The 23,412-nt window shown below is 60.0% G+C and carries 16 protein-coding genes and 1 tRNA gene; 14 read left to right on the plus strand and 3 right to left on the minus strand.

Annotation, left to right across the window (positions count from 1 at the left end):
* Nucleotides 1–107 precede the first annotated feature (107 nt).
* From BFW87_RS08380 to BFW87_RS08395, 4 genes are all read left to right on the plus strand, one after another.
* Complete coding sequence (locus tag BFW87_RS08380) at nt 108–2,030, plus strand: PrkA family serine protein kinase (RefSeq protein ID WP_078739412.1); 1,923 nt, start codon at nt 108–110, stop codon at nt 2,028–2,030.
* A gap of 113 nt (nt 2,031–2,143) precedes the next feature.
* On the plus strand, nt 2,144–3,415 hold the full coding sequence (locus tag BFW87_RS08385; protein WP_078739413.1) for a YeaH/YhbH family protein: 1,272 nt from the start codon (nt 2,144–2,146) through the stop codon (nt 3,413–3,415).
* On the plus strand, nt 3,412–4,977 hold the full coding sequence (locus BFW87_RS08390) for a SpoVR family protein (RefSeq protein WP_078739415.1): 1,566 nt from the start codon (nt 3,412–3,414) through the stop codon (nt 4,975–4,977). Before BFW87_RS08385 ends, BFW87_RS08390 begins: the two co-directional genes overlap by 4 nt.
* Nucleotides 4,978–5,040: 63 nt before the next feature.
* Nucleotides 5,041–6,276: a multifunctional CCA addition/repair protein gene (locus BFW87_RS08395; protein WP_078739416.1), complete on the plus strand. Its 1,236-nt coding sequence runs from the start codon at nt 5,041–5,043 to the stop codon at nt 6,274–6,276.
* Between the two features lie 164 nt (nt 6,277–6,440).
* Here the strand turns inward: BFW87_RS08395 and folK are convergent, their stop codons facing one another.
* Together folK and folB are read right to left on the minus strand one after the other, a co-directional pair.
* Nucleotides 6,441–6,959, minus strand: coding sequence for a 2-amino-4-hydroxy-6-hydroxymethyldihydropteridine diphosphokinase (folK, locus tag BFW87_RS08400; protein ID WP_078739417.1), 519 nt, complete (start codon nt 6,957–6,959; stop codon nt 6,441–6,443).
* Nucleotides 6,950–7,303: a dihydroneopterin aldolase gene (gene folB / locus BFW87_RS08405; protein ID WP_078739419.1), complete on the minus strand. Its 354-nt coding sequence runs from the start codon at nt 7,301–7,303 to the stop codon at nt 6,950–6,952. Before folB ends, folK begins: the two co-directional genes overlap by 10 nt.
* Before the next feature lie 74 nt (nt 7,304–7,377).
* Here folB and plsY point away from each other — a divergent pair, with 74 nt between their 5' ends.
* The gene (plsY, locus tag BFW87_RS08410) at nt 7,378–7,947 is read left to right on the plus strand and encodes a glycerol-3-phosphate 1-O-acyltransferase PlsY (protein WP_078739420.1); all 570 of its coding nucleotides are present in this window, start codon (nt 7,378–7,380) and stop codon (nt 7,945–7,947) included.
* Between the two features lie 20 nt (nt 7,948–7,967).
* Here the strand turns inward: plsY and tsaD are convergent, their stop codons facing one another.
* The gene (gene tsaD, locus BFW87_RS08415; protein WP_078739421.1) at nt 7,968–8,993 is read right to left on the minus strand and encodes a tRNA (adenosine(37)-N6)-threonylcarbamoyltransferase complex transferase subunit TsaD; all 1,026 of its coding nucleotides are present in this window, start codon (nt 8,991–8,993) and stop codon (nt 7,968–7,970) included.
* A 202-nt stretch (nt 8,994–9,195) separates the two neighbouring features.
* On the opposite strand from tsaD, the gene rpsU reads away from it, so the two are divergent.
* The 9 genes from rpsU (at nt 9,196) to pqqF (ending at nt 23,349) form a co-directional block, all read left to right on the plus strand.
* Entirely contained in the window at nt 9,196–9,411 is a 216-nt protein-coding gene (rpsU, locus tag BFW87_RS08420) for a 30S ribosomal protein S21 (RefSeq protein WP_002551877.1), read from the plus strand.
* Nucleotides 9,412–9,856: 445 nt separating this feature from the next.
* Entirely contained in the window at nt 9,857–11,827 is a 1,971-nt protein-coding gene (gene dnaG / locus BFW87_RS08425; RefSeq protein ID WP_078739422.1) for a DNA primase, read from the plus strand.
* A 67-nt stretch (nt 11,828–11,894) separates the two neighbouring features.
* Nucleotides 11,895–13,745, plus strand: coding sequence for an RNA polymerase sigma factor RpoD (gene rpoD / locus BFW87_RS08430; protein WP_078739423.1), 1,851 nt, complete (start codon nt 11,895–11,897; stop codon nt 13,743–13,745).
* 121 nt (nt 13,746–13,866) lie between these two features.
* Entirely contained in the window at nt 13,867–17,610 is a 3,744-nt protein-coding gene (locus BFW87_RS08435; RefSeq protein WP_078739424.1) for an EAL domain-containing protein, read from the plus strand.
* 16 nt (nt 17,611–17,626) lie between these two features.
* Nucleotides 17,627–17,703 (plus strand) — tRNA-Ile (locus tag BFW87_RS08440).
* 132 nt (nt 17,704–17,835) lie between these two features.
* On the plus strand, nt 17,836–18,282 hold the full coding sequence (locus BFW87_RS08445; protein WP_078734923.1) for an Lrp/AsnC family transcriptional regulator: 447 nt from the start codon (nt 17,836–17,838) through the stop codon (nt 18,280–18,282).
* Nucleotides 18,283–18,449: 167 nt separating this feature from the next.
* Nucleotides 18,450–20,132, plus strand: a complete 1,683-nt coding sequence (locus BFW87_RS08450; protein ID WP_078740031.1) for a flavin monoamine oxidase family protein — start codon at nt 18,450–18,452, stop codon at nt 20,130–20,132.
* A gap of 10 nt (nt 20,133–20,142) precedes the next feature.
* On the plus strand, nt 20,143–20,937 hold the full coding sequence (locus BFW87_RS08455; protein ID WP_078739425.1) for a carbon-nitrogen hydrolase family protein: 795 nt from the start codon (nt 20,143–20,145) through the stop codon (nt 20,935–20,937).
* 48 nt (nt 20,938–20,985) lie between these two features.
* Complete coding sequence (pqqF, locus tag BFW87_RS08460) at nt 20,986–23,349, plus strand: pyrroloquinoline quinone biosynthesis protein PqqF (protein WP_078739426.1); 2,364 nt, start codon at nt 20,986–20,988, stop codon at nt 23,347–23,349.
* Nucleotides 23,350–23,412: the final 63 nt, after the last annotated feature.

Raw genomic sequence — 23,412 nt, forward strand, 5'->3', positions numbered from 1 at the left:
TTCAGGGTGTTCTGGGGGGAAAACAGCCATGGGCAATCACCCATGGCTGCCAGCATCGACTGATTGATCCGGCGTCGGCTCCACGTATCGAGCGAGGTGACGACGTCATGAGTATCTTTAGCCACTTCCAAAACCGCTTCGAGTCCACCCAGCAGGAAGAACTCACGCTGCAAGAGTATCTCGACCTGTGCAAAAAGGACCGCAGCACCTACGCGTCTGCCGCCGAGCGCCTGCTGTTGGCCATCGGCGAGCCGGAGCTGGTAGACACCTCGAACAACTCGCGCCTGTCGCGAATATTCTCCAACAAGGTGATCCGGCGCTACCCGGCCTTTGAAGACTTCCATGGCATGGAAGAATGCATCGACCAGATCGTTTCCTACTTCCGCCATGCCGCACAGGGCCTGGAAGAGAAGAAACAAATTCTCTACCTGCTCGGCCCGGTAGGCGGCGGCAAGTCGTCCCTGGCTGAAAAACTCAAACAGCTGATCGAGAAGGTGCCCTTCTACGCCATCAAGGGCTCGCCGGTCTTCGAGTCGCCCTTGGGCCTGTTCAACGCCACGGAAGATGGCGCGATCCTCGAAGAAGACTTCGGCATCCCACGGCGCTACCTCAACACCATCATGTCGCCCTGGGCGACCAAGCGTCTGTCCGAGTTTGGCGGCGACATCAGCCAGTTCCGCGTGGTGAAACTCTACCCGTCGATCCTCAACCAGATCGGCGTGGCCAAAACCGAGCCCGGCGACGAGAACAACCAGGATATTTCGGCGCTGGTCGGCAAGGTCGATATCCGCAAGCTGGAGGAATACCCACAGAACGACGCCGACGCCTACAGCTACTCGGGCGCACTGTGCCGGGCCAACCAGGGCCTGATGGAGTTCGTGGAGATGTTCAAGGCGCCGATCAAGGTGCTGCACCCACTGCTCACTGCCACCCAGGAAGGCAACTACAACAGTACCGAAGGTCTGGGCGCAATTCCGTTCACCGGGATCCTGTTGGCCCACTCCAACGAATCGGAATGGCACACCTTCCGCAACAACAAGAATAACGAAGCCTTCATCGACCGGATCTATATCGTCAAAGTGCCGTACTGCCTGCGGGTCAGCGATGAGATCAAGATTTACGACAAGCTGCTGTTCAACAGCTCGCTGGCCAAAGCACATTGCGCACCCGACACCCTGAAAATGCTGGCGCAGTTCACCGTGCTGTCGCGCCTCAAGGAGCCGGAAAACTCGAACATTTATTCGAAGATGCGCGTGTACGACGGCGAAAACCTCAAGGACACCGACCCGAAAGCCAAGTCGATCCAGGAGTACCGTGACACCGCGGGTGTGGACGAGGGCATGAACGGCCTGTCGACACGGTTTGCGTTCAAGATTCTGTCCAAAGTCTTCAACTTCGACCCCCACGAAATTGCCGCCAACCCGGTGCACCTGCTGTATGTGCTGGAACAGCAGATAGAACAGGAGCAATTCCAGGCCGAAACCCGCGAGCGCTACCTGCGTTTCCTCAAGGAATACCTGGCACCGCGCTACATCGAGTTTATCGGCAAGGAAATCCAGACCGCGTACCTGGAGTCCTACAGCGAGTACGGCCAGAACATCTTCGACCGCTACGTGTTGTACGCCGACTTCTGGATTCAGGACCAGGAATACCGCGACCCGGAAACCGGCGAAATCCTCAACCGCGTGGCCCTCAACGAGGAGCTGGAGAAGATCGAAAAACCCGCCGGCATCAGCAATCCGAAGGACTTCCGCAACGAAATTGTCAACTTCGTGCTGCGCGCCCGGGCCAACAACAACGGCAAGAACCCGACCTGGCTCAGCTACGAGAAGCTGCGGGTGGTCATCGAGAAGAAAATGTTCTCCAACACCGAGGATCTGCTGCCGGTTATCAGCTTCAACGCCAAGGCCAGCAAGGAGGACCAGCAAAAACACAACGACTTCGTCACACGAATGGTCGAGCGTGGCTACACCGACAAACAGGTACGGCTGCTGTCCGAGTGGTACCTGCGGGTTCGTAAATCACAGTAAGGCAGCGGCAAGCGTGAGCTGCCGGGCCCCGGGCCTGGCAGCTGACCGCTTGTCTCTAAGCTTCCAGCTCGCGGCTTGAAGCTTGTAACGTGAAGCTGCCCGGAGGGCTCCCCATGAGCTATGTGATCGACCGACGCCTCAATGGCAAGAACAAGAGCACGGTAAACCGTCAGCGTTTCCTGCGGCGTTACCGTGACCACATCAAAAAGGCCGTCGAAGAGGCCGTCAGCCGCCGTTCCATCACCGACATGGAACATGGCGAGCAAATCAGCATTCCCGGACGGGACATTGACGAACCGGTGCTGCACCACGGCCGGGGCGGCAAGCAGACCGTCGTGCACCCCGGCAACAAGGAATTCACCACCGGCGAGCATATCCAGCGCCCCCAAGGCGGTGGCGGCGGCAAGGGCCCAGGCAAGGCGGGCAATTCCGGCGAAGGCATGGATGAGTTCGTGTTCCAGATCACTCAGGAAGAATTCCTCGAATTCATGTTCGAAGACCTGGAACTGCCCAACCTGGTCAAACGCAACCTGACCGGCACCGATACCTTCAAGACCGTACGCGCGGGGATCAGCAACGAAGGCAACCCGTCGCGCATCAACATCATCCGCACCCTGCGCTCGGCCCACGCCCGGCGTATCGCCCTATCGGGCAGCAGCCGCGCCAAACTCAGAGACGCCAAGGAAGAACTGGCGCGCTTGAAACGCGAAGAGCCGGACAACTTCGGTGATATCCAGGAAATCGAAGCCGAAATCGAGAAACTCAGCGCACGCATTCACCGCGTGCCGTTCCTCGACACCTTCGACCTGAAATACAACCTGCTGGTCAAACAGCCCAACCCGAGCTCCAAGGCGGTGATGTTCTGCCTGATGGACGTGTCCGGCTCAATGACCCAGGCCACCAAGGACATTGCCAAGCGATTCTTCATCCTGCTGTACCTGTTCCTGAAGCGGAACTACGACAAGATCGACGTGGTGTTCATCCGCCATCACACCAGTGCCCGGGAAGTCGACGAGGAGGAATTCTTCTATTCGCGGGAAACCGGCGGCACCATCGTCTCCAGCGCCTTGAAGCTGATGCAGGAGATCATGGCCGAGCGCTACCCGGCCAACGAGTGGAACATCTACGCAGCGCAAGCCTCTGACGGCGACAACTGGAATGACGACTCGCCGATCTGCCGCGACATCCTGATCAACCAGATCATGCCGTTTGTGCAGTACTACACCTACGTCGAAATTACCCCTCGTGAGCACCAGGCCCTGTGGTTTGAATACGAGCGCATCGGCGAAGCCTTCGCCGACACCTTCGCCCAGCAGCAACTGGTCTCGGCCGGCGATATCTACCCGGTCTTCCGTGAACTCTTCCAGCGCAGGTTAGTGTCATGACCGCCAAAAAAGAGCATAAGCGCCAACCCATTTCCACCGGGTCCGAATGGACCTTCGAACTGATCCAGGCCTATGACCGGGAAATTAGCCGCATTGCGGCGGGTTATGCCCTGGACACCTACCCCAATCAGATCGAAGTGATCACCGCCGAGCAGATGATGGACGCCTACGCCTCGGTCGGCATGCCCTTGGGCTACCACCATTGGTCCTACGGCAAACACTTCCTCAGCACCGAGAAGTCCTACACCCGTGGCCAGATGGGCCTGGCCTACGAGATCGTCATCAACTCCGACCCGTGCATCGCCTACCTGATGGAAGAAAACACCATCTGCATGCAGGCGCTGGTGGTGGCGCACGCGTGCTACGGGCACAACAGCTTCTTCAAGGGTAATTACCTGTTCCGCACCTGGACCGATGCCAGTTCGATCATCGATTACCTGGTGTTCGCCAAGCAGTACATCATGCAATGCGAGGAGCGCCACGGCATCGACGCGGTGGAGGACTTGCTCGACTCCTGTCATGCATTGATGAACTACGGGGTCGATCGCTACAAACGCCCCTATCCTATTTCCGCCGAGGAAGAACGCCTGCGCCAAAAGGAACGCGAGGAGCACCTGCAGAAACAGATCAACGACCTGTGGCGCACCATTCCGAAAAAAGCCGGCAAAAACAGCGACAAGGACAATGCGCGCTTCCCCGCCGAACCTCAGGAAAACATCCTGTATTTCCTGGAAAAACACGCGCCGCTGCTGGAGCCGTGGCAGCGGGAAATCGTGCGCATCGTGCGCAAGATCGCCCAATACTTTTATCCACAGCGCCAGACCCAGGTGATGAACGAAGGCTGGGCCACGTTCTGGCATTACACCTTGATGAATGACCTGTATGACGAAGGCCTGGTCACCGACGGCTTCATGATGGAATTCCTCACGTCCCACACCAGCGTGGTATTCCAGCCCGGCTTCGATAGCCCGTATTACAGCGGTATCAACCCCTACGCCCTGGGTTTTGCCATGTACCGCGACATCCGGCGCATGTGCGAACACCCCACCGAAGAGGACCGCCGCTGGTTCCCGGAAATCGCCGGCAGCGATTGGCTGTCGACCATCAAGTTCGCCATGAGCAGTTTCAAGGACGAGAGCTTCATCCTGCAGTACCTGTCCCCCCAGGTGATTCGCGACCTCAAGCTGTTCAGCATCATGGATGACGACCTCAAGGACGATCTGGTGGTGCCGGCCATTCACGATGAGCCCGGTTACCGCACCATCCGCGAAACCCTCGCAGCGCAGTACAACCTGGGCAACCGCGAGCCCAACGTGCAGATTTACAGCATTGATGTGCGCGGCGATCGCTCCCTGACCTTGCGCCATCAGCAACATGACCGCAAACCGCTGGGTGAATCCACCGAGGAAGTGCTCAAGCACCTGCATAGGCTGTGGGGCTTTGATATTCACCTGGAAACCCTGCAAGGCGATCAGGTGATGAAGACTCACCATGTACCGCCACGTACCGACCACAACGACAACGATTACGGCCGCCTGGACCTGGCCGTCGTGCATCTCTGAAACAGCAAAGCCTCCACTGGCCAGGCGCAGGCGGTATCCTGTGCCGCTAATGGAGGCTTTTTCATGAAAATCTACAAAGTCGGTGGCGCGGTGCGTGACCGCTTGCTGGGCATCGATGTCACCGATGTCGACCGTGTCGTCGTCGGTGCGACTGCCGAAGAAATGCTGGCCGGGGGCTACAAGCCTGTAGGTTCTGACTTTCCGGTATTTCTGGACCCGAAAAACGGCGATGAATACGCCCTCGCTCGCACCGAACGCAAGAGCGGCCGGGGCTATGGCGGTTTTGTGTTTCACGCCAGCCCCGAGGTGACACTGGAAGAAGACCTGATTCGGCGTGACCTGACCATCAACGCGATGGCGGAAGACGATGACGGCATTCTGACCGACCCTTACCACGGCCAGCGCGATCTTGATGCGCGCATTCTTCGCCATGTTTCCCCCGCGTTCGCCGAAGATCCCCTGCGGGTACTCCGCGTTGCGCGTTTTGCCGCGCGTTATGCCGGTCTCGGTTTTACCGTCGCGCCCGAAACCCTGGAACTGATGCGCCAGTTGAGCGAGTCCGGCGAACTGGAAGCCTTGACCCCTGAGCGCAGCTGGAAAGAAATCTCCCGGGCGCTGATGGAAGATCAGCCCCAGGTCTTTATCCAGGTGCTGCGCGACTGCGACGCGCTGAAAACCTTGATGCCGGAAGTGAATGCGCTGTTCGGCGTGCCGCAACCCGAGGCTCACCACCCGGAAATCGACACCGGCGTGCACACCCTCAGCGTGCTCGAGCAGGCGGCGTTGCATCAACAACCGCTGACCGTGCGCTGGGCCTGCCTGCTGCATGATCTGGGCAAAGGCCTGACGCCTGTGGATAAGTGGCCACAGCATATCGCTCACGAACACACCGGGCTCAAGCTGATCAAGGCGGTCAATGAACGCTTCAAAGTACCGAAGGACTGCCAGGAACTGGCGCTGCTGGTGGGCCAATATCACACCCACGGCCACCGCGCGCTGGAGCTGAAAGCGTCGACGTTGCTGGAGTTGCTGCAAAGTTTTGATGTGTACCGTCGACCGCAGCGCTTTGAGGAGTTTGTGGTGGCGTGCGAAATGGACGCCCGGGGCCGCAAGGGTTTTGAACAGCGAAGTTATCCACAGGCGGATTATTTGCGTGGAGCGGCCACGGTGGCGCGCGAAGTGGCGGTGGCGCCATTGCTGGAGAAGGGTTTCAAAGGCCCGGAACTGGGCGAAGCGCTCAAGCGCGAACGGCTGAAGGCACTGAAAGCTTACAAGGAAAACAGCTCACACAAGAAATAACCCTGCGAGCACAGACTCTGTGGCGAGCGGGCTTGCCCCGCGTTGGGTTGCGAAGCAGCCCTGAAACAGACGCTAAGGTTTATCAGGAAAACCTCAGTGTTTTTACTGGGGCTGCTGCGCGGCCCAACGCGGGGCAAGCCCGCTCGCCACAGGAAGGTTGGTGTTTACAGGAGTGTATCTGGAGTAAGTTGCTGGCCCTGCCACTCGAAGCCGACAGGCGCCAGCACTTGATCGATCTGCGCATCGCGCCACAGCTCAGCCAGGGTCTTGCCTGCTTCAGGATGCACGCGGTCCGGCGCCATCAGCGACAGCGGCCACAACACAAACGCGTTTTTCAGGATTTCAGCACGCGGCAGGATCAACCCGTCGAAATTCCCCACCAGCTCGCCATACAGCAGCACGTCGATATCCAGTGGCAAGCCTTTGCGGTCCGGGGCGTAGCGGCCGTTGTCGGCCTCAATGAATTTCAAACGGCGATCCAGCTCCATCAACGGCAGATCTGTGTAAGCCGACACCACCAGGTTGAAGAATGGCCCGCTCTTGATGCCCACTGGCTGGCTTTCAAACACCGCCGAGCAGCGCACATCAGTCAAAAAGCTCGCCAGCGCATCCAGGCCGGCGCGCAAGTGGGTCTCGCGCTCGATATTGCTGCCAAGGCCAAGGTAAACCTGAGTTAGCGGCATCCGCGCTCGATCTCCACACCCACGCCTTTCGCGGCCGGCACGGCCCCAGGCTTGGTCAATTTGAGGTGCAGCCAGGGAATCTGGAACTCGCTCATAAGGACTTCGGCCAGGCGCTCGGCGAAAGTTTCCACCAGTTGGTACTGGGACTGCTCGGCAAAGGCCTGAATACGTGTGGACACGCTCGCGTAATCCAGCGCCAGGGTCAGGTCGTCACCGGCCGCAGCCGGGCGGTTATCCCAGGCGAAGCTCAGGTCCAGGCGCAGGCATTGCTTGATGCCGCGCTCCCAGTCGTAGGCCCCGATCACGGTGTCGACTTCCAGGCCTTCGATAAACACTCTGTCCAAGCACTCTTCTCCGCAGCACGACAAGGGCGCGATGCCCCGTTAGAATCAGGGCGTCCTCGCCCGGAATAGTTAGCATGTTTTGGTCACTGGCGATTTTCGCCTACCTGCTCGGCTCGCTGTCCTTCGCCATTTTGCTCAGCCGCCTGACGGGAAATCCCGACCCGCGAATGAGTGGTTCAGGCAATGCCGGCGCCACCAATATGTTGCGTCTGGCCGGCAAGAAACTTGCCGTATTGACCTTGCTCGGCGATGTTTGCAAGGGCCTGTTGCCCGTGCTGATCGCCAACCTCGTCGGCCTCTCCCTGCAACAGCAGGCCTGGGTGGGCGTGTGCGCCGTCCTCGGCCATCTGTTTCCACTGTACTTCCGCTTTCGCGGCGGTAAAGGTGTCGCCACGGCCGCCGGCATGTTGCTGGGGATTTACCCACCGGCCGCACTGCTGGCCGTGCTGGCCTGGGCGCTGACGTTCTACCTGACTCGCACCAGCTCATTGGCCGCCCTCATCGCCACCCCGTTGACCCTGCCATTGCTGGCCTGGCAGGAGCCGGCGGCGCTGTTGCCGATGAGCGTGCTGACGCTGCTGATCGTCTGGCGCCACCGCGGCAATTTACGCGACCTGTTTGCCGGGCGCGAACGGCATTTTTAAATACCGTCAATCCGCTCGGTTTACAACGGCGACAACTGCTCCATCGGCCACCGCGCCTGCACGCTGATCGCCAGGCTTTCGTGCTGCCCCGCTTGCAAACGCTGGCAGCCGGCATAGGCGATCATCGCGCCGTTGTCAGTGCAGAACTCAGGGCGCGCGTAGAACACATCGCCCTTCATGTCGCCGAGCATTTTTTCCAGCGAAACGCGCAACGCCTTGTTGGCGCTGACGCCGCCTGCGATCACCAGACGCTTCATGCCGGCCTGTTTCAGGGCGCGCTTGCACTTGATGGTCAAAGTCTCCACCACGGCCTGCTGGAACGCCAGTGCGATGTCGCAACGGGCTTGCTCACTGTCGTCCCCGGCGCTGACGCTCTGCTGCCAGGTGTTCAGCGCCGAGGTTTTCAAACCGCTGAAGCTGAACATCAGGCCCGGGCGATCGCACATCGGGCGCGGGAAGGTGTATCGGCCCGCAACGCCCTTTTCGGCGAGGCGCGCGATTTCCGGTCCGCCTGGATAATTGAGCCCCATCATCTTCGCGGTCTTGTCGAAGGCTTCGCCGGCGGCGTCGTCCAGAGACTCACCCAACAGGGTGTATTGGCCGATGCCATCGACCTGAACCAGCTGTGTATGGCCGCCCGAAACCAACAAAGCGACGAACGGGAACTCTGGCGGCGTTTTTTCGAGCATGGGCGCCAGTAAATGGCCTTCCATGTGGTGCACACCGAGGGCCGGGATACCCCAGGCAAATGCCAGCGCCTGGGCGCAAGAGGCCCCAACCAGCAGGGCCCCGACCAATCCTGGCCCTGCGGTGTAGGCGATGGCATCGATCTCGGTCGGCGCACAACCGGCCTCGTCCAGCACCTGGCGAATCAGTGGCAGCATGCGTTTGACGTGATCACGGCTAGCCAGCTCCGGCACGACGCCGCCGTAGGCGCGATGCAGGTCGATCTGACTGAACAGTGCATCGGCCAAAAGCCCGCGTTCACTGTCGTAAAGTGCGACACCGGTTTCGTCGCAGGAGGTTTCAAGTCCCAGTACTAACATGGGTTTGCGCCTTGTAGAGGCTGAATTCGAAGGCGCGCATAATAGTCGCCCCTCCCCCTCCCGACTAGCGGTTTTCGATCAGAGGCTTTGCATTCCGGGCAATGAGGGGTTAACATCCGCAACCCTTAAAAACCGACGACCTCAGCCGCGAATTTTTTGCGACGAGAACGTTGATCCCGGTAATGAAAGAAGGTAGCTCTGGATGCCAGCCGTCAAAGTTAAAGAGAACGAACCCTTCGACGTAGCTCTGCGTCGTTTCAAGCGCTCCTGCGAAAAAGCCGGTGTACTGGCTGAAGTTCGTAGCCGCGAATTTTACGAGAAGCCAACTTCTGAGCGTAAGCGTAAAGCAGCAGCCGCTGTTAAGCGTCACGCCAAGAAAGTTCAGCGCGAGCAGCGCCGCGCCGTTCGTCTGTACTAATACACAGACGTTCGTAGCAAGCTTCTGCCAAGCCCGGCCCTCAGCCGGGCTGTTGGCATTTGCGGAAATCGCTTGATGCTTCACTGTTGACGCCGCACACGCGACGAAAACAACTGCTTCACACGTCAGGACTGGCTCTTTTGCCAGCGGTGCACGTCTCTTCTGACGAGCCTAACAAGGCTACTGACGAGCACACTTATTCTTCAAACAGGCGATCAACAGGTCGACTGTGCCCACCGATGAGCTTCCGAGGCCACCACTGGTCAAGACCGGACGCCTGGGGCAACATTTCCACGTCGAAAACTGACCTTGAGTTAACGTCAGCGAACGTTCGGCAGATACACTTCCTGAACAACCCATGCAGACGCTAGATGCTCAAGCACTCGACACGTGCGCTTGAACACTTCACGGGCCCTCATTTACACGCAGTGATGACGAGAACGCCATGGCCGGGCTTATTCCCCAGAGCTTTATTGACGACCTTCTGAACCGCACCGACATCGTCGATGTTGTCAGCTCCCGCGTGCAACTGAAAAAAGCCGGCAAGAACTACACCGCCTGCTGCCCGTTTCACAAAGAGAAAACCCCGTCGTTCAGCGTCAGCCCCGACAAACAGTTCTATTACTGCTTCGGCTGCGGCGCAGGCGGCAACGCCCTCGGCTTTCTCATGGACCACGACAACCTGGATTTCCCCCAGGCAATCGAGGACCTGGCAAAAGCCGCCGGCATGGAAATCCCCCGCGAAGAAAGTGGCCGCCCGCACAAACCGCGCCAGCCCACTGATTCGCCGCTGTACCCACTGCTGACGGCCGCTGCTGACTTTTATCGTCAGGCGCTTAAAAGCCATCCGCAGCGCAAGGCAGCCGTCGAGTACTTGAAGGGCCGCGGCCTTACCGGCGAAATCGCCCGCGACTTCGGCCTCGGCTTTGCCCCGCCGGGCTGGGACAATCTATACAAGCATTTGAGCAGCGACACGCTCCAGCAAAAAGCCATGATCGACGCCGGCCTGCTGGTGGAGAACGCCGAAACCGGTAAACGCTACGACCGCTTCCGTGACCGCGTGATGTTCCCGATCCGCGACAGCCGTGGCCGCATCATTGCGTTCGGCGGCCGGGTGCTGGGGGACGACAAGCCCAAGTACCTGAACTCCCCGGAAACAGCAGTGTTCCACAAAGGCCAGGAACTCTACGGCCTGTTCGAAGCACGCAAAAACAACCGCAACCTCGACGAAATCATCGTGGTTGAAGGCTATATGGACGTGATCGCCCTCGCGCAACAAGGCTTGCGCAATGCGGTCGCGACCCTCGGCACGGCCACCAGCGAAGAGCATTTGAAGCGCCTGTTTCGCGTGGTACCCAGCGTGCTGTTCTGTTTCGACGGCGACCAGGCGGGCCGCAACGCGGCCTGGCGTGCGCTCGAAGCTACGCTGTCGAGCCTGCAGGACGGGCGTCGCGCACGCTTCCTGTTTTTGCCGGAAGGTGAAGACCCGGACACCCTGGTGCGCTCCGAAGGCACCGACGCGTTCCGAGCGCGCATCAATCAACACGCACAGCCGCTGGCAGATTATTTCTTTCAGCAACTGACCGAAGAAGCCGACCCGCGCTCCCTCGAAGGCAAGGCCCACATGGCCACCCTCGCAGCGCCACTGATCGACAAGGTCCCGGGCGCCAACCTGCGCACCCTGATGCGTCAGCGTCTGCTGGAAATCACCGGATTGAGCGGCGAAGCGGTCAGCCAGCTGGTGCACAGCGCACCCCAAGGGGCGCCGCCCGCCTACGACCCGGGCATGGATTACGACGCCATGCCGGATTACGCCGACTTCCACCAACCGCAGGACGCCTACACGCCCCAGCAGGAGTGGACACCGAAGAAACCCGGCGCCGGCGGCAAGAAATGGGACAAGAAACCCTGGAGCAAGGACGGCAAGCGTGGCGATCGTGATGAGGCGTATGCCCCGCGAACTCCCGTCGCCGTGGAAGCTCCAACCCTTATTGCGTTGCGTACGCTCATCCACCACCCGCAACTGGCGAGCAAGGTTGAGAGTGCCGACCATTTTTCCAACGCGAGCAACACATATGCCCAGGTACTGATCGCCTTGATCGAGGCGGTTCAGAAAAATCCTAAGCTAAACTCAATTCAGTTGATGGCGCGCTGGCATGGCACCGAACAGGGCCGGCTATTGAAAGCACTCGCGGAAAAGGAGTGGCTAATTGACGGCGATAACCTTGAACAACAGTTTTTAGACACCATTACTAGGTTATCCGCGGGCCAGCATACGCAGACCCTCGACGAGCTCATAAAGAGAGCAAGACAGCCGGGATTGTCGGCTGAAGAACAAATTCAGATAGCAAAACAGATGCGCGACCTCTTAAAACAGAACGTTTGCGTATCAAACCCGACCTCAGCTGGCGTGTGAGGTCATAGCTCGGGTATAATCCTCGGCTTGTTTTTTGCCCGCCAAGACCTTCAGTGGATAGGGTGTTATGTCCGGAAAAGCGCAACAGCAGTCTCGTATCAAAGAGTTGATCGTTCTCGGTCGTGAGCAGGGTTACCTGACTTACGCGGAGGTCAACGACCACCTGCCTGAGGATATTTCAGATCCAGAGCAGGTGGAAGACATCATCCGCATGATTAACGACATGGGGATCAACGTATTCGAAGCTGCGCCAGATAAGGATTCCCTTATGCTGGCGGACGCCGATACCGACGAGGCTGCCGCTGAAGAAGCTGCTGCCGCGCTGGCTGCTGTGGAGACCGATATCGGTCGTACCACCGACCCTGTGCGCATGTATATGCGTGAAATGGGTACCGTCGAGCTGCTGACACGCGAAGGCGAAATCGAAATCGCCAAGCGTATCGAAGAGGGCATCCGTGAAGTGATGGGCGCAATTGCGCACTTCCCTGGCACGGTTGATCACATTCTCTCCGAGTACACCCGCGTTACCACCGAAGGTGGTCGCCTGTCCGACGTTCTGAGCGGTTACATCGACCCGGACGACGGCATTGCGCCGCCTGCCGCCGAAGTGCCACCGCCTGTTGACCCGAAGGCCGTGAAAGCTGACGACGACTCCGAAGACGACGATGCTGAAGCCAGCAGCGACGACGAAGATGAAGTTGAAAGCGGCCCGGACCCGATCATCGCAGCCCAGCGTTTCGGTGCGGTTTCCGATCAAATGGAAATCACCCGCAAGGCTCTGAAAAAGCACGGTCGCGCCAACAAGCTGGTCATTGCCGAGCTGGTTGCCCTGGCTGAGCTGTTCATGCCGATCAAGCTGGTGCCGAAGCAATTCGAAGGCCTGGTTGAGCGTGTTCGCAGTGCCCTTGAGCGTCTGCGTGCACAAGAACGCGCAATCATGCAGCTGTGTGTGCGTGATGCACGCATGCCGCGCGCCGACTTCCTGCGCCAGTTCCCGGGCAACGAAGTAGACGAAAGCTGGTCCGACAGCCTCGCCAAGGGCAAAGGCAAATACGCCGAAGCCATTGGTCGCCTGCAGCCGGACATCATTCGTTGCCAGCAAAAGCTGATCGCGCTGCAAACCGAAACCGGTTTGACGATTGCCGAGATCAAGGACATCAACCGTCGCATGTCGATCGGTGAGGCCAAGGCCCGCCGCGCGAAGAAAGAGATGGTTGAAGCGAACTTGCGTCTGGTGATCTCCATCGCCAAGAAGTACACCAACCGTGGCCTGCAATTCCTCGATCTGATCCAGGAAGGCAACATCGGCTTGATGAAGGCTGTGGACAAGTTCGAATACCGTCGCGGTTACAAGTTCTCGACTTATGCCACCTGGTGGATCCGTCAGGCGATCACTCGCTCGATCGCCGACCAGGCCCGCACCATCCGTATTCCGGTGCACATGATCGAGACGATCAACAAGCTCAACCGTATTTCCCGGCAGATGTTGCAGGAAATGGGTCGCGAACCGACCCCGGAAGAGCTGGGCGAACGCATGGAAATGCCTGAGGATAAAATCCGCAAGGTATTGAAGATCGCTAAAGAGCCGATCTCCATGGAAACGCCGATTGGTGATGACGAAGACTCCCATCTGGGTGACTTCATCGAAGACTCGACCATGCAGTCGCCAATCGATGTCGCCACTGTTGAGAGCCTTAAAGAAGCGACTCGCGACGTACTGTCCGGCCTCACTGCCCGTGAAGCCAAGGTACTGCGCATGCGTTTCGGCATCGACATGAATACCGACCACACCCTTGAGGAAGTCGGTAAGCAGTTTGACGTAACGCGTGAGCGGATTCGTCAGATCGAAGCCAAGGCGCTGCGCAAGTTGCGCCACCCGACGCGAAGCGAGCACCTGCGCTCCTTCCTCGACGAGTGATACCAGAACCCCCGGCCCAGGCCGGGGGTTTTGCTTTCCCAAGATAAAATTCTGCGCAGCACCCCTCCCCCGCAATGCCCGTCTACACTCGAAACATTCCCCGTGCCATAACGAGACCGTTATGCCCAGACTGCCGACCGTATTATTGCTGTCGCTGCTGACCTGGACCGCAACGGCTGGCGCGTTGACTCTCACTGATGATGAGCGTGGCTGGCTGGCGGACCATCAGGAGCTGCGGCTGGGGGTGGACGCTTCCTGGCCGCCCTTTGAATACCGTGATGAAGATGGCCGATACCAAGGTCTGGCCGCTGATTATGTACGCCTGATCCAGGACCGCCTGGGCGTGAGGGTCAAGCTGATCGAGCCAGTCAACTGGACCGCCGTGCTTGAACAGGCAAAAAACAACCAGCTCGACCTGCTGCCCGGCATCATGTCGACCCCGGAGCGCCAGAACTACCTGGCCTTCACGCGCCCGTACCTCGACTTCCCCATCGTCATCCTGGCCCATGAAGGTGGCGCGAAACCGCGCAACCTCAAGGACCTCTACGGGCTGAAGATCGCCGTGGTGGAAAACTACGCGCCCCACGAATTACTGCGCACTCACCACCCCGACCTCAATCTGGTGGCGATGCCCAACGTCAGCTCAACCCTGCAAGCCTTGGCCACGGACGAAGTGGACGCCGTCGTCGGCGACCTGGCTTCCAGCGTCTGGAGCCTGCGCCAGCTCAAACTCGACGGTTTGTACGTCAGCGGCGAAACACCCTACCGCTATCAATTGGCGATGGGCGTACCCCGCGATGAAAAAATCCTGATGGGCATTCTGGACAAGGTTCTCGCCGACCTCAGCTCAGACGAAACCGACGCCATCCAGCAACACTGGGTTGGCAGCTTCACCGACCACCGCACGTTCTGGGCCGACTTGTTGATGTACGGCCTGCCGGCTGTGCTGTTGCTGAGCACCGTGCTCGCCATCGTCATTCGGATCAATCGTCGGCTCAGTTCGGAAATTTCCCGCCGCGTCGCCCTCGAACAAGAACTGCGCAGCAGCGAATACCACTACCGCGGCCTGGTGGAGAGCCTGTCCGCCATCGCCTGGGAAGCCAACGTCACCGACTTCACTTACAGCTACGTGTCGCCGCATGCCGAGGATTTGCTCGGCTACCCTCGCGCCCATTGGCTGATCCCGGGCTTCTGGCGCAACATCATCCACCCGGCCGACCTGACCCGCGCCGAGGCCTACTGCTACCGGGAAACCCGCGCCAACCGCGACCACAGCCTCGATTACCGAGTGATCACTGCCGACGGCCGCTGTTTGTGGGTGCGCGACATTGTCAGCCTGATCGAGCACGGCCATGAACCGGTGCTGCGCGGTTTGATGATCGACATCAGCGAAGCCAAGCGCACCGAAGAAGCGCTGCAACTGTCCGAGCAGAAGTTTGCCTCGGTGTTCCAGCAATGCCCGGACATCCTGGTGATCGCGCGGATGTCCGATGGCTGTTTGCTTGAGGTCAACAAAGCCTTTGAAGACCAGATTGGCCTGACCGCCGAGGACGTGGTCGGCAAAACGGCCACCGAATTGAATATCTGGGGCGTTCAGGGCGTCGGCCCCGACCTGCTGCACCAGTTGCAGACCACCAGCATCCGCAACCTGGAGATGCCGTTTCTGCGCAGCAATGGCCAAGCCTTTACCGGGCTGATCTCCGCCGAGCCGTTTCAACTCGATACCACCGAAGCCCTGGTGGTGGTTGTGCGCGATATCACTCAACTCAAGGAAACCCAGCAACTGCTGCAAACCTCCGAAGAGAAGTTCGCCAAGGCCTTTCACGCCTCTCCCGATGGCCTGCTGTTGAGCCGCCAGCGCGATGGACTATTGATTGAAGTAAACGAGGGGTTCGGCCGCCTGACCGGTTTCACCAGCGCAGCGTCCCTCGATCAGTCGACTCTGGACCTGGGCATTTGGGTCGACCTCAACGAACGCAAGCACTTGCTGAAACTGATGCAGCGCGACGGCTTTGTCCAGGATTTCGTCTGCCATATCCGTCGCGCCGACGGCATGATTCGCCTGTGCGAGCTGTCCAGCCGCCCGCTGCCCATCGGCGATGAAGACTGCATGCTGACCATCGCCCGGGACATTACCGAGCGCCAGTTCATGCAGGAAAAACTGCAACAGGCGGCCACGGTGTTCGAGAGCACGGCAGAGGGCGTACTGATCACCGACACCCGTCAAAACATCAGCGCTGTTAACCGCGCCTTCAGCGAGATCACCGGCTACAGCGAAGCCGAGGCCCTCGGCCAGACCCCTCGCCTGCTCGCCTCCGGCCTGCACGACAGCGCGTTCTACGCCGCCATGTGGCACCAGTTGACGACGCACGGTCACTGGCAAGGCGAGATCTCCAACCGCCGCAAGAACGGCGAACTGTACCCGAGCTGGCTGACCATCAGCGCCGTGCGCAACCGCGACCAGTTGATCACACACTTTGTTGCGGTATTTGCCGATATCTCCAGCCTCAAGCTGGCCCAGGCCCGCCTCGATTATCAAGCGCATCACGACCCCCTGACCGGCCTGCCCAACCGCACGCTGTTTGAAAGCCGCTTGCAGGCCGCACTTAACGGCCATCAGGAAAGCGGAAAACAGGGCGCCGTGCTGTTTCTCGACTTGGACCGCTTCAAGCACATCAACGACAGCCTCGGGCACCCGATCGGCGACCTGCTGCTCAAGGACATCGCCGTACGCCTCAAGGAGCAATTGCGCGACGTCGACACCGTGGCCCGCTTGGGCGGCGACGAATTCATCATCCTGCTGCCCGGCTTGCAACACGCCAGCGACGCCCAGCACCTGGCAAATAAACTGCTCGCCTGCTTCACCCCGCCATTTCAGGCTGGCGAACACGAGTTCTTCATCAGCGCCAGTATCGGTACCAGCCTCTACCCCGAGGACGGCACTGACGTCGCCACCCTGGTCAAAAACGCCGACGCCGCGATGTACCGCTCCAAAGCCAAGGGCCGCAACCGCGTCGAAAGCTACACCCGCGACCTCACCGCCCAAGCCAACGAACGCGTCGCCCTGGAACACGAACTGCGCCGCGCCATCGAGCGTGATGAGTTGAGCCTCTACTACCAGCCCAAACTCAGCCTGGAGACCCAGGAACTGATCGGCGCCGAAGCACTGATCCGCTGGCATCACCCCACCTTCGGCGACGTCCCGCCCGAGCACTTTATTGCCCTGGCCGAAGAGAACGGCACGATCCTGCAGATTGGCGACTGGGTACTGGAGCAAGCCTGCCAACAGATGCACGAATGGAAAGACGCCTTCGAGGATTTCGGCCCCTTGTCGGTCAACCTTGCCGGCGCACAATTGCGCCACCCCAACCTGCTCGCGCGCATCAAACAATTGCTGCGTGATTACGCACTCGAACCGGGCCGCCTGCAGCTGGAGATCACCGAAAACTTCATCATGAGCCAGGCCGAAGAAGCGCTGGAAGTGCTGCACCAACTCAAACGCCTGGGCGTACAGCTTGCGATTGATGATTTCGGCACCGGCTACTCATCCCTCAGCTACCTCAAGCGCCTGCCGCTGGACTTCCTCAAGATCGACCAATCCTTCGTGCGCGGCCTGCCCGACGACCCCCACGACGCCGCCATCGTGCGCGCCATCATCGCCCTGGGCCACAGCATGCAATTCACCATCATCGCCGAAGGCGTCGAAAACCCCGCGCAGCAAGCCTTCCTCGCCGCCGAAGGTTGCGAACAGATGCAAGGCTACATCGTCAGCCTGCCCCTGCCGCCCGAGCTTTTCGCCGAGGCTTTTCTTCGTATGAGGGTTTCAGACTTTTCGGATGGCATAGCGGGAGAACCATCGTTATAATCCGCGACCTGTTACAGGGCCTATAGCTCAGTTGGTCAGAGCAGAGGACTCATAATCCTTTGGTCCACGGTTCAAGTCCGTGTGGGCCCACCAATTCAAAAGCCGCGCATTGCGCGGCTTTTGTCTGTCTGGCATAGCGATTTTTGTTGGACCCCTGCCGAATAAATCGACAAAAGTGTCCATAAAACGTCCACACTCTTGCCGTCCCCTGCATTGGAATTAATCTTGCCCGTCCTCGATGAAATCGACCGCCAACTGATCGCCGCCCTGCAGATCAACGCTCGCGAAAGCGTGGCGATGCTTGCCCGGCAGCTGGGTATTGCGCGCACTACGGTGACATCGCGCCTGGCGCGCCTGGAGAAAACCCAGGTGATTACCGGCTACGGCGTGCGCCTCGGGCAACGTGTGGTGGACGGGGGTTTGCAGGCTTATGTCGGGATCACCGTACAAGCGCGTTCGGGCAAGGAAGTGCTGCGCAGGCTGAGTGCCATGGCGCAGGTTCAACAGCTGTGCGCGGTGAGTGGCGAGTTCGATTATGTGGCGTGGCTGCGCACGGATTCGCCGGAACAGCTTGATCAACTGTTGGACCAGATCGGCAGCGTCGACGGTGTGGAGAAAACCACCACCTCGATCATCCTCAGTAACAAATTGGATCGTGGCCAGCCAATCTGACCAATCACTTCGTCACTTTGACTAAAAACAATCCAATACGACGACACATTGCGTCTTAATAACGAGCGCAACGCTCCCTAAACTGGCTGCCATCTTTTCCTATACTCAACGGGCCGCGTCCCGTCGAGTCGTCAGTAAGGTCAGCCATGAGCATTCCGTCCAGCACCATCAGCAAGACCCATCGTCACCCCGCCGACGGTAAAAAACCCATCACCATTTTCGGCCCGGATTTTCCGTTTGCCTTTGATGACTGGATCGAACACCCGGCTGGTCTGGGCAGCATACCGGCCGCCAACCATGGCGCCGAAGTGGCGATCGTCGGGGCCGGAATTGCAGGCTTGGTTGCCGCCTACGAGCTGATGAAGCTGGGCCTCAAGCCGGTGGTGTATGAAGCCTCGAAGATGGGCGGTCGCTTGCGCTCTCAGGCCTTTGAAGGCGCAGAAGGCATCATCGCCGAGCTGGGCGGCATGCGTTTTCCAGTGTCGTCCACTGCGTTCTACCACTACGTGGACAAGCTGGGTCTTGAGACCAAGCCGTTCCCCAACCCGCTGACGCCGGCTTCCGGCAGCACCGTCATCGACCTCGAAGGCCAGACTCACTACGCGCAAAAGCTCTCTGACTTGCCGGTATTGTTTCAGGAAGTCGCCGACGCCTGGGCCGATGCGCTGGAGGCCGGCTCGCAGTTCGGTGATATCCAGCAGGCCATCCGCGACCGCGATGTGCCACGCCTTAAAGAACTGTGGAACAAGCTGGTGCCGCTGTGGGATGACCGCACGTTTTACGATTTTGTCGCCACCTCCAAAGCCTTCGCCAAGCTCTCATTCCTGCACCGCGAAGTATTCGGCCAAGTGGGCTTCGGCACCGGCGGCTGGGACTCGGACTTCCCCAACTCCATGCTGGAAATCTTCCGCGTGGTGATGACCAATTGTGACGATCACCAACACCTGGTGGTTGGCGGCGTGGCGCAAGTGCCGATGGGCATCTGGCGCCATGTGCCGGAGCGTTGCGCCCATTGGCCGGCGGGCACCAGCCTCAGCTCGCTGCACCGGGGCGCACCGCGCGCCGGCGTAAAGCGTATTGCCCACGCGCCGGAAGGCCGTTTCGCGGTCACCGACAACTACGGCGACACCCGCGAATACGCCGCCGTGCTGACCACCTGCCAGAGCTGGCTGCTGACCACCCAGATCGAATGTGACGAAAGCCTGTTCTCGCAAAAGATGTGGATGGCCCTGGACCGCACGCGTTACATGCAGTCATCGAAAACCTTCGTGATGGTCGACCGCCCGTTCTGGAAAGACAAAGACCCGCAAACCGGCCGCGACCTGATGAGCATGACCCTCACCGATCGCCTGACCCGTGGCACGTACCTGTTCGACAACGGTGACGACAAGCCGGGCGTGATTTGCCTGTCGTACTCGTGGATGAGCGACGCGCTGAAGATGCTGCCGCAGCCCATCGACAAACGCGTGAAGCTGGCCCTCGACGCGCTGAAAAAGATCTATCCGAAAGTCGACATCAAGGCGCGCATCATCGGCGACCCGATTACCGTGTCCTGGGAAGCCGACCCGCACTTCCTCGGGGCCTTCAAAGGCGCGTTGCCCGGCCACTATCGCTACAACCAGCGCATGTATGCGCACTTCATGCAAAAGGACATGCCGGCTGAACAGCGCGGGATTTTCATCGCGGGCGACGACGTTTCCTGGACCCCGGCCTGGGTCGAAGGCGCGGTGCAGACCTCGCTGAACGCGGTGTGGGGCATCATGACCCACTTCGGCGGCAGCACCCATGCAGAGAACCCCGGCCCGGGTGATGTATTCGACGAAATCGGGCCGATCGCCCTGGCCGATTAAGGAGCTGAACATGCGCATCGCCCTGTACCAATGCCCGCCGCTGCCGCTGGACGTGGCCGGTAACCTCACGCGTCTGCATCAATTGGCGCACGAGGCCTCCGATGCCGATGTACTGGTGCTGCCGGAGATGTTTCTCACCGGCTACAACATTGGTGCGGAAGCCGTCGGCGCCTTGGCTGAAGCGCCGGACGGGCCGTCGGCGCAGGTGATTGCCGAGCTGGCAAAAAGCGCCGGGCTGGCCATTTTGTACGGGTACCCGGAGCGGGCCGAGGACGGGCAGATCTACAACGCCGTGCAGTTGATCGATGCCTACGGCGAGCGCCTGTGCAACTACCGCAAGACTCACCTGTTTGGCGACCTGGACCACTCGATGTTCAGCGCCGGGGAGGATGATTTTCCACTGGTGGAACTCAATGGCTGGACGCTGGGTTTCCTGATCTGCTACGACCTGGAGTTCCCGGAAAACGCCCGCCGCCTGGCCCTGGCCGGTGCGCAGGTGATCCTGGTGCCCACCGCCAATATGGTGCCGTTCGACTTTGTTGCCGACGTCACCGTGCGGACGCGAGCCTTTGAAAACCAGTGCTTCGTGGCCTACGCCAATTACTGCGGGCATGAGGGCGAGATTCAGTACTGCGGGCAAAGCAGCATTGCTGCGCCTAACGGCCAGCGTATCGCCCAGGCAGGGCTGGATGAAGCGCTGATTGTCGGCACGCTGGATCGCCAATTGATCATCGACGCACGCGCCGCCAATCACTACCTGCAAGACCGTCGCCCGGAGCTCTACGGCGCGCTGCACAAGCCCTGAGTTAGCGGGTTTGCTAGCATAGGCACATTCTACGTTTCGGAAATGCCCATGCCTGCGCCGGCCCACCTTCATCACCTTCACCTGACCCTGGCCAATGGCCTGCGGGTTTCCTTGCGCCATGCACCGCGCTTGAAGCGTTGCGCCGCAGTTTTACAAGTCGCGGCCGGCAGTCATGACGTGCCATTGGCATGGCCGGGGTTGGCGCATTTTCTGGAACATCTGCTGTTTCTGGGTACTGAGCGGTTTCCCACAGGCGAAGGGTTGATGGCCTACGTGCAACGTCACGGTGGGCAGGTCAACGCCAGCACCCGTGAGCGCACCACAGACTTTTTCTTTGAGCTGCCAGTCGTCGCGTTTACCAGCGGCCTGGAGCGATTGGCCGATATGCTCACCCATCCGCGCCTGGCGATCGACGATCAGTTGCGTGAGCGCGAAGTGCTGCACGCGGAGTTTGTCGCCTGGTCTCAGGACGCTACGGCGCAGCAGCAGGTCGCGCTGCTGGGCGGTTTGGCGGCGGATCACCCCTTGCGGGGCTTTCATGCGGGGAATCGGGACAGTTTGCCGGTTGAGCGTGAGACATTTCAGCAGGCATTGCGGGAATTCCACGTTCACTTCTATCAGAGCGGGCAGATGACCTTGAGCCTTGCCGGCCCGCAGTCGTTGGCAGAACTGGAAACACTGGCTCAGGCATTCAGCGAACAACTGGCCTCGGGGCCGTTGCGCCCTCAAGCCGTTCCGCCCGCCTTGATGCCTGACGAAGTGCGCAGCTATCAGCACATTGCCAACAACCACCTGCACCAGGTCATCACCTGCGACGCGCCGCGCGAAGCCTTGGAGTTCCTCTGTACCTGGCTCAACGCCACGGCGCCCGGCGGTTTGCTCGCCGAACTGAAAGCACACAGGTTGGCCACCGCGCTGCACGCGTCTGTGCTTTACCAGTTTGCCGGGCAAGCCGTGCTGGATATCGACTTCACCCTCGTGACTCCAGGCGATTCGGCTACGCGAATCGAGGCGCTTCTGCACGACTGGCTGAGCTTTTTCTCACACAGCGACTGGACGCCCTTGCGCGAGGAATTCGCCCTGCTGGCGGCTCGACAACGACAGGTCCAGGGCGCGCTGGCACTGGCCCGTAACCGCGACGAAGCGCTGTCGCAACAGGACGGCGCCGCCCTCAAGGTCATGCTCGACTCGCTGCACCTGCTCCCGTCCCGGCACGCGTGGCAACTGCCACCGAACAATCCATTCCTGCGGCCACCGGCAAAAGAGGAACGCGCCGGCCTGATTCGCGGGCAAACCAGCGCTCACCGTGGCTTGCGCACCTTTGCGCAAGATCGTTCACGGGGACGGCGCGATCTGCCAGCGCTGACCTTCAGCCAGGCGTTACCGGATAGCGGCGAAGAAGGCGCGCTGTACCTGCACTGGCGGTTTGACTCTTCCGCCCCCGCCCAGCTGGACGGCACGTTGCAGCCGTTACGCGAGAATGCTCGCCAGGCGGGCGTCGACATATCCTGCGAATCCATCGGCAATGATTGGCTGGTGAAACTGGTCGGTTTTCACGACCCCATGCCGGCGGTGCTGGAAGCGCTGGCGCACCACCTGAACCAGCCGCTGGAGGCGCACGCCGCCGCCACGCCCCAGATCGCCATTCGCGAATTGCTCAAGGCATTGCCGGGTTGCTGTGCAAACGCGCATTCCGATAACCCTGAGCTGCCTGCCTCTTGGGCCCGCGCGCGCTGGCAAGGCATGGGCCTCGGTTTTCCTGCGGCTTGCGAAGCAGCGATCAAAACTGCAGCGCTGCGGTTGCCCGGGCAGCCAGCCAGCATCGAATGCACATCCAGCGCCCTTGAAGGCCAATACGTCTGGCACGAGGTAGGCACCGAATCCAGCGAAGCCGCGCTGCTGCTGTTTTGCCCAACACCCTCAATGTTTCTAGCCGATGAGGCCGCCTGGCGCCTGCTCGGGCATCTGCTCCAGGCGCCGTTCTACCAGCGTCTGCGCGTCGAACTGCAAATCGGCTACGCCGTATTCAGCGGCGTCCGACAGATCAATGGGCAAACCGGGCTGCTGTTCGGCGTGCAATCACCCAGCCTTTCCCTGGAAGAAATCCTCGACCACCTGCAAGCCTTCCTGAAGCAACTGCGGTCACTGATCGAAGGCAGCGCCGACCTGGGCAACCAGACCCTGGCGCAGCAATTCACGGCATTGCCCCTTGCCCAGATTGCCGACCTGCTTTGGCACGCCCAGTTGGCCGGCCATCCGTCGGGTTATCTGGACTCGCTTCAACAGCTAATTCAAACCTGCACACGGGAAGATCTGCTGCACGCCGCCACGCAACTCAAAAACGCCACAGGTGGCTGGCGCTGCGTGGCCAACGGCCCGCGAACCACGAATGCCTGGCAAATGGCAGTGTGATCATTGCCAACTCTGCAACAGGCTTTTTCCATCAAGGTAGCGCTATCCTGAAAAGAATTAAGT

It is taken from the genome of Pseudomonas fluorescens (assembly GCF_002022275.1).
GTDB lineage: Bacteria > Pseudomonadota > Gammaproteobacteria > Pseudomonadales > Pseudomonadaceae > Aquipseudomonas > Aquipseudomonas fluorescens_AJ.

Bases quoted from the DNA above. Each gene is read 5' to 3' on its own strand.
- BFW87_RS08380 (WP_078739412.1), top strand. From the start codon at position 108: ATGAGTATCTTTAGCCACTTCCAAAACCGCTTCGAGTCCACCCAGCAG.
- BFW87_RS08385 (WP_078739413.1), top strand. From the start codon at position 2,144: ATGAGCTATGTGATCGACCGACGCCTCAATGGCAAGAACAAGAGCACG.
- BFW87_RS08390 (WP_078739415.1), top strand. From the start codon at position 3,412: ATGACCGCCAAAAAAGAGCATAAGCGCCAACCCATTTCCACCGGGTCC.
- BFW87_RS08395 (WP_078739416.1), top strand. From the start codon at position 5,041: ATGAAAATCTACAAAGTCGGTGGCGCGGTGCGTGACCGCTTGCTGGGC.
- folK (WP_078739417.1), bottom strand. From the start codon at position 6,959: ATGCCGCTAACTCAGGTTTACCTTGGCCTTGGCAGCAATATCGAGCGC.
- plsY (WP_078739420.1), top strand. From the start codon at position 7,378: ATGTTTTGGTCACTGGCGATTTTCGCCTACCTGCTCGGCTCGCTGTCC.
- tsaD (WP_078739421.1), bottom strand. From the start codon at position 8,993: ATGTTAGTACTGGGACTTGAAACCTCCTGCGACGAAACCGGTGTCGCA.
- rpsU (WP_002551877.1), top strand. From the start codon at position 9,196: ATGCCAGCCGTCAAAGTTAAAGAGAACGAACCCTTCGACGTAGCTCTG.
- dnaG (WP_078739422.1), top strand. From the start codon at position 9,857: ATGGCCGGGCTTATTCCCCAGAGCTTTATTGACGACCTTCTGAACCGC.
- rpoD (WP_078739423.1), top strand. From the start codon at position 11,895: ATGTCCGGAAAAGCGCAACAGCAGTCTCGTATCAAAGAGTTGATCGTT.
- BFW87_RS08435 (WP_078739424.1), top strand. From the start codon at position 13,867: ATGCCCAGACTGCCGACCGTATTATTGCTGTCGCTGCTGACCTGGACC.
- BFW87_RS08455 (WP_078739425.1), top strand. From the start codon at position 20,143: ATGCGCATCGCCCTGTACCAATGCCCGCCGCTGCCGCTGGACGTGGCC.
- pqqF (WP_078739426.1), top strand. From the start codon at position 20,986: ATGCCTGCGCCGGCCCACCTTCATCACCTTCACCTGACCCTGGCCAAT.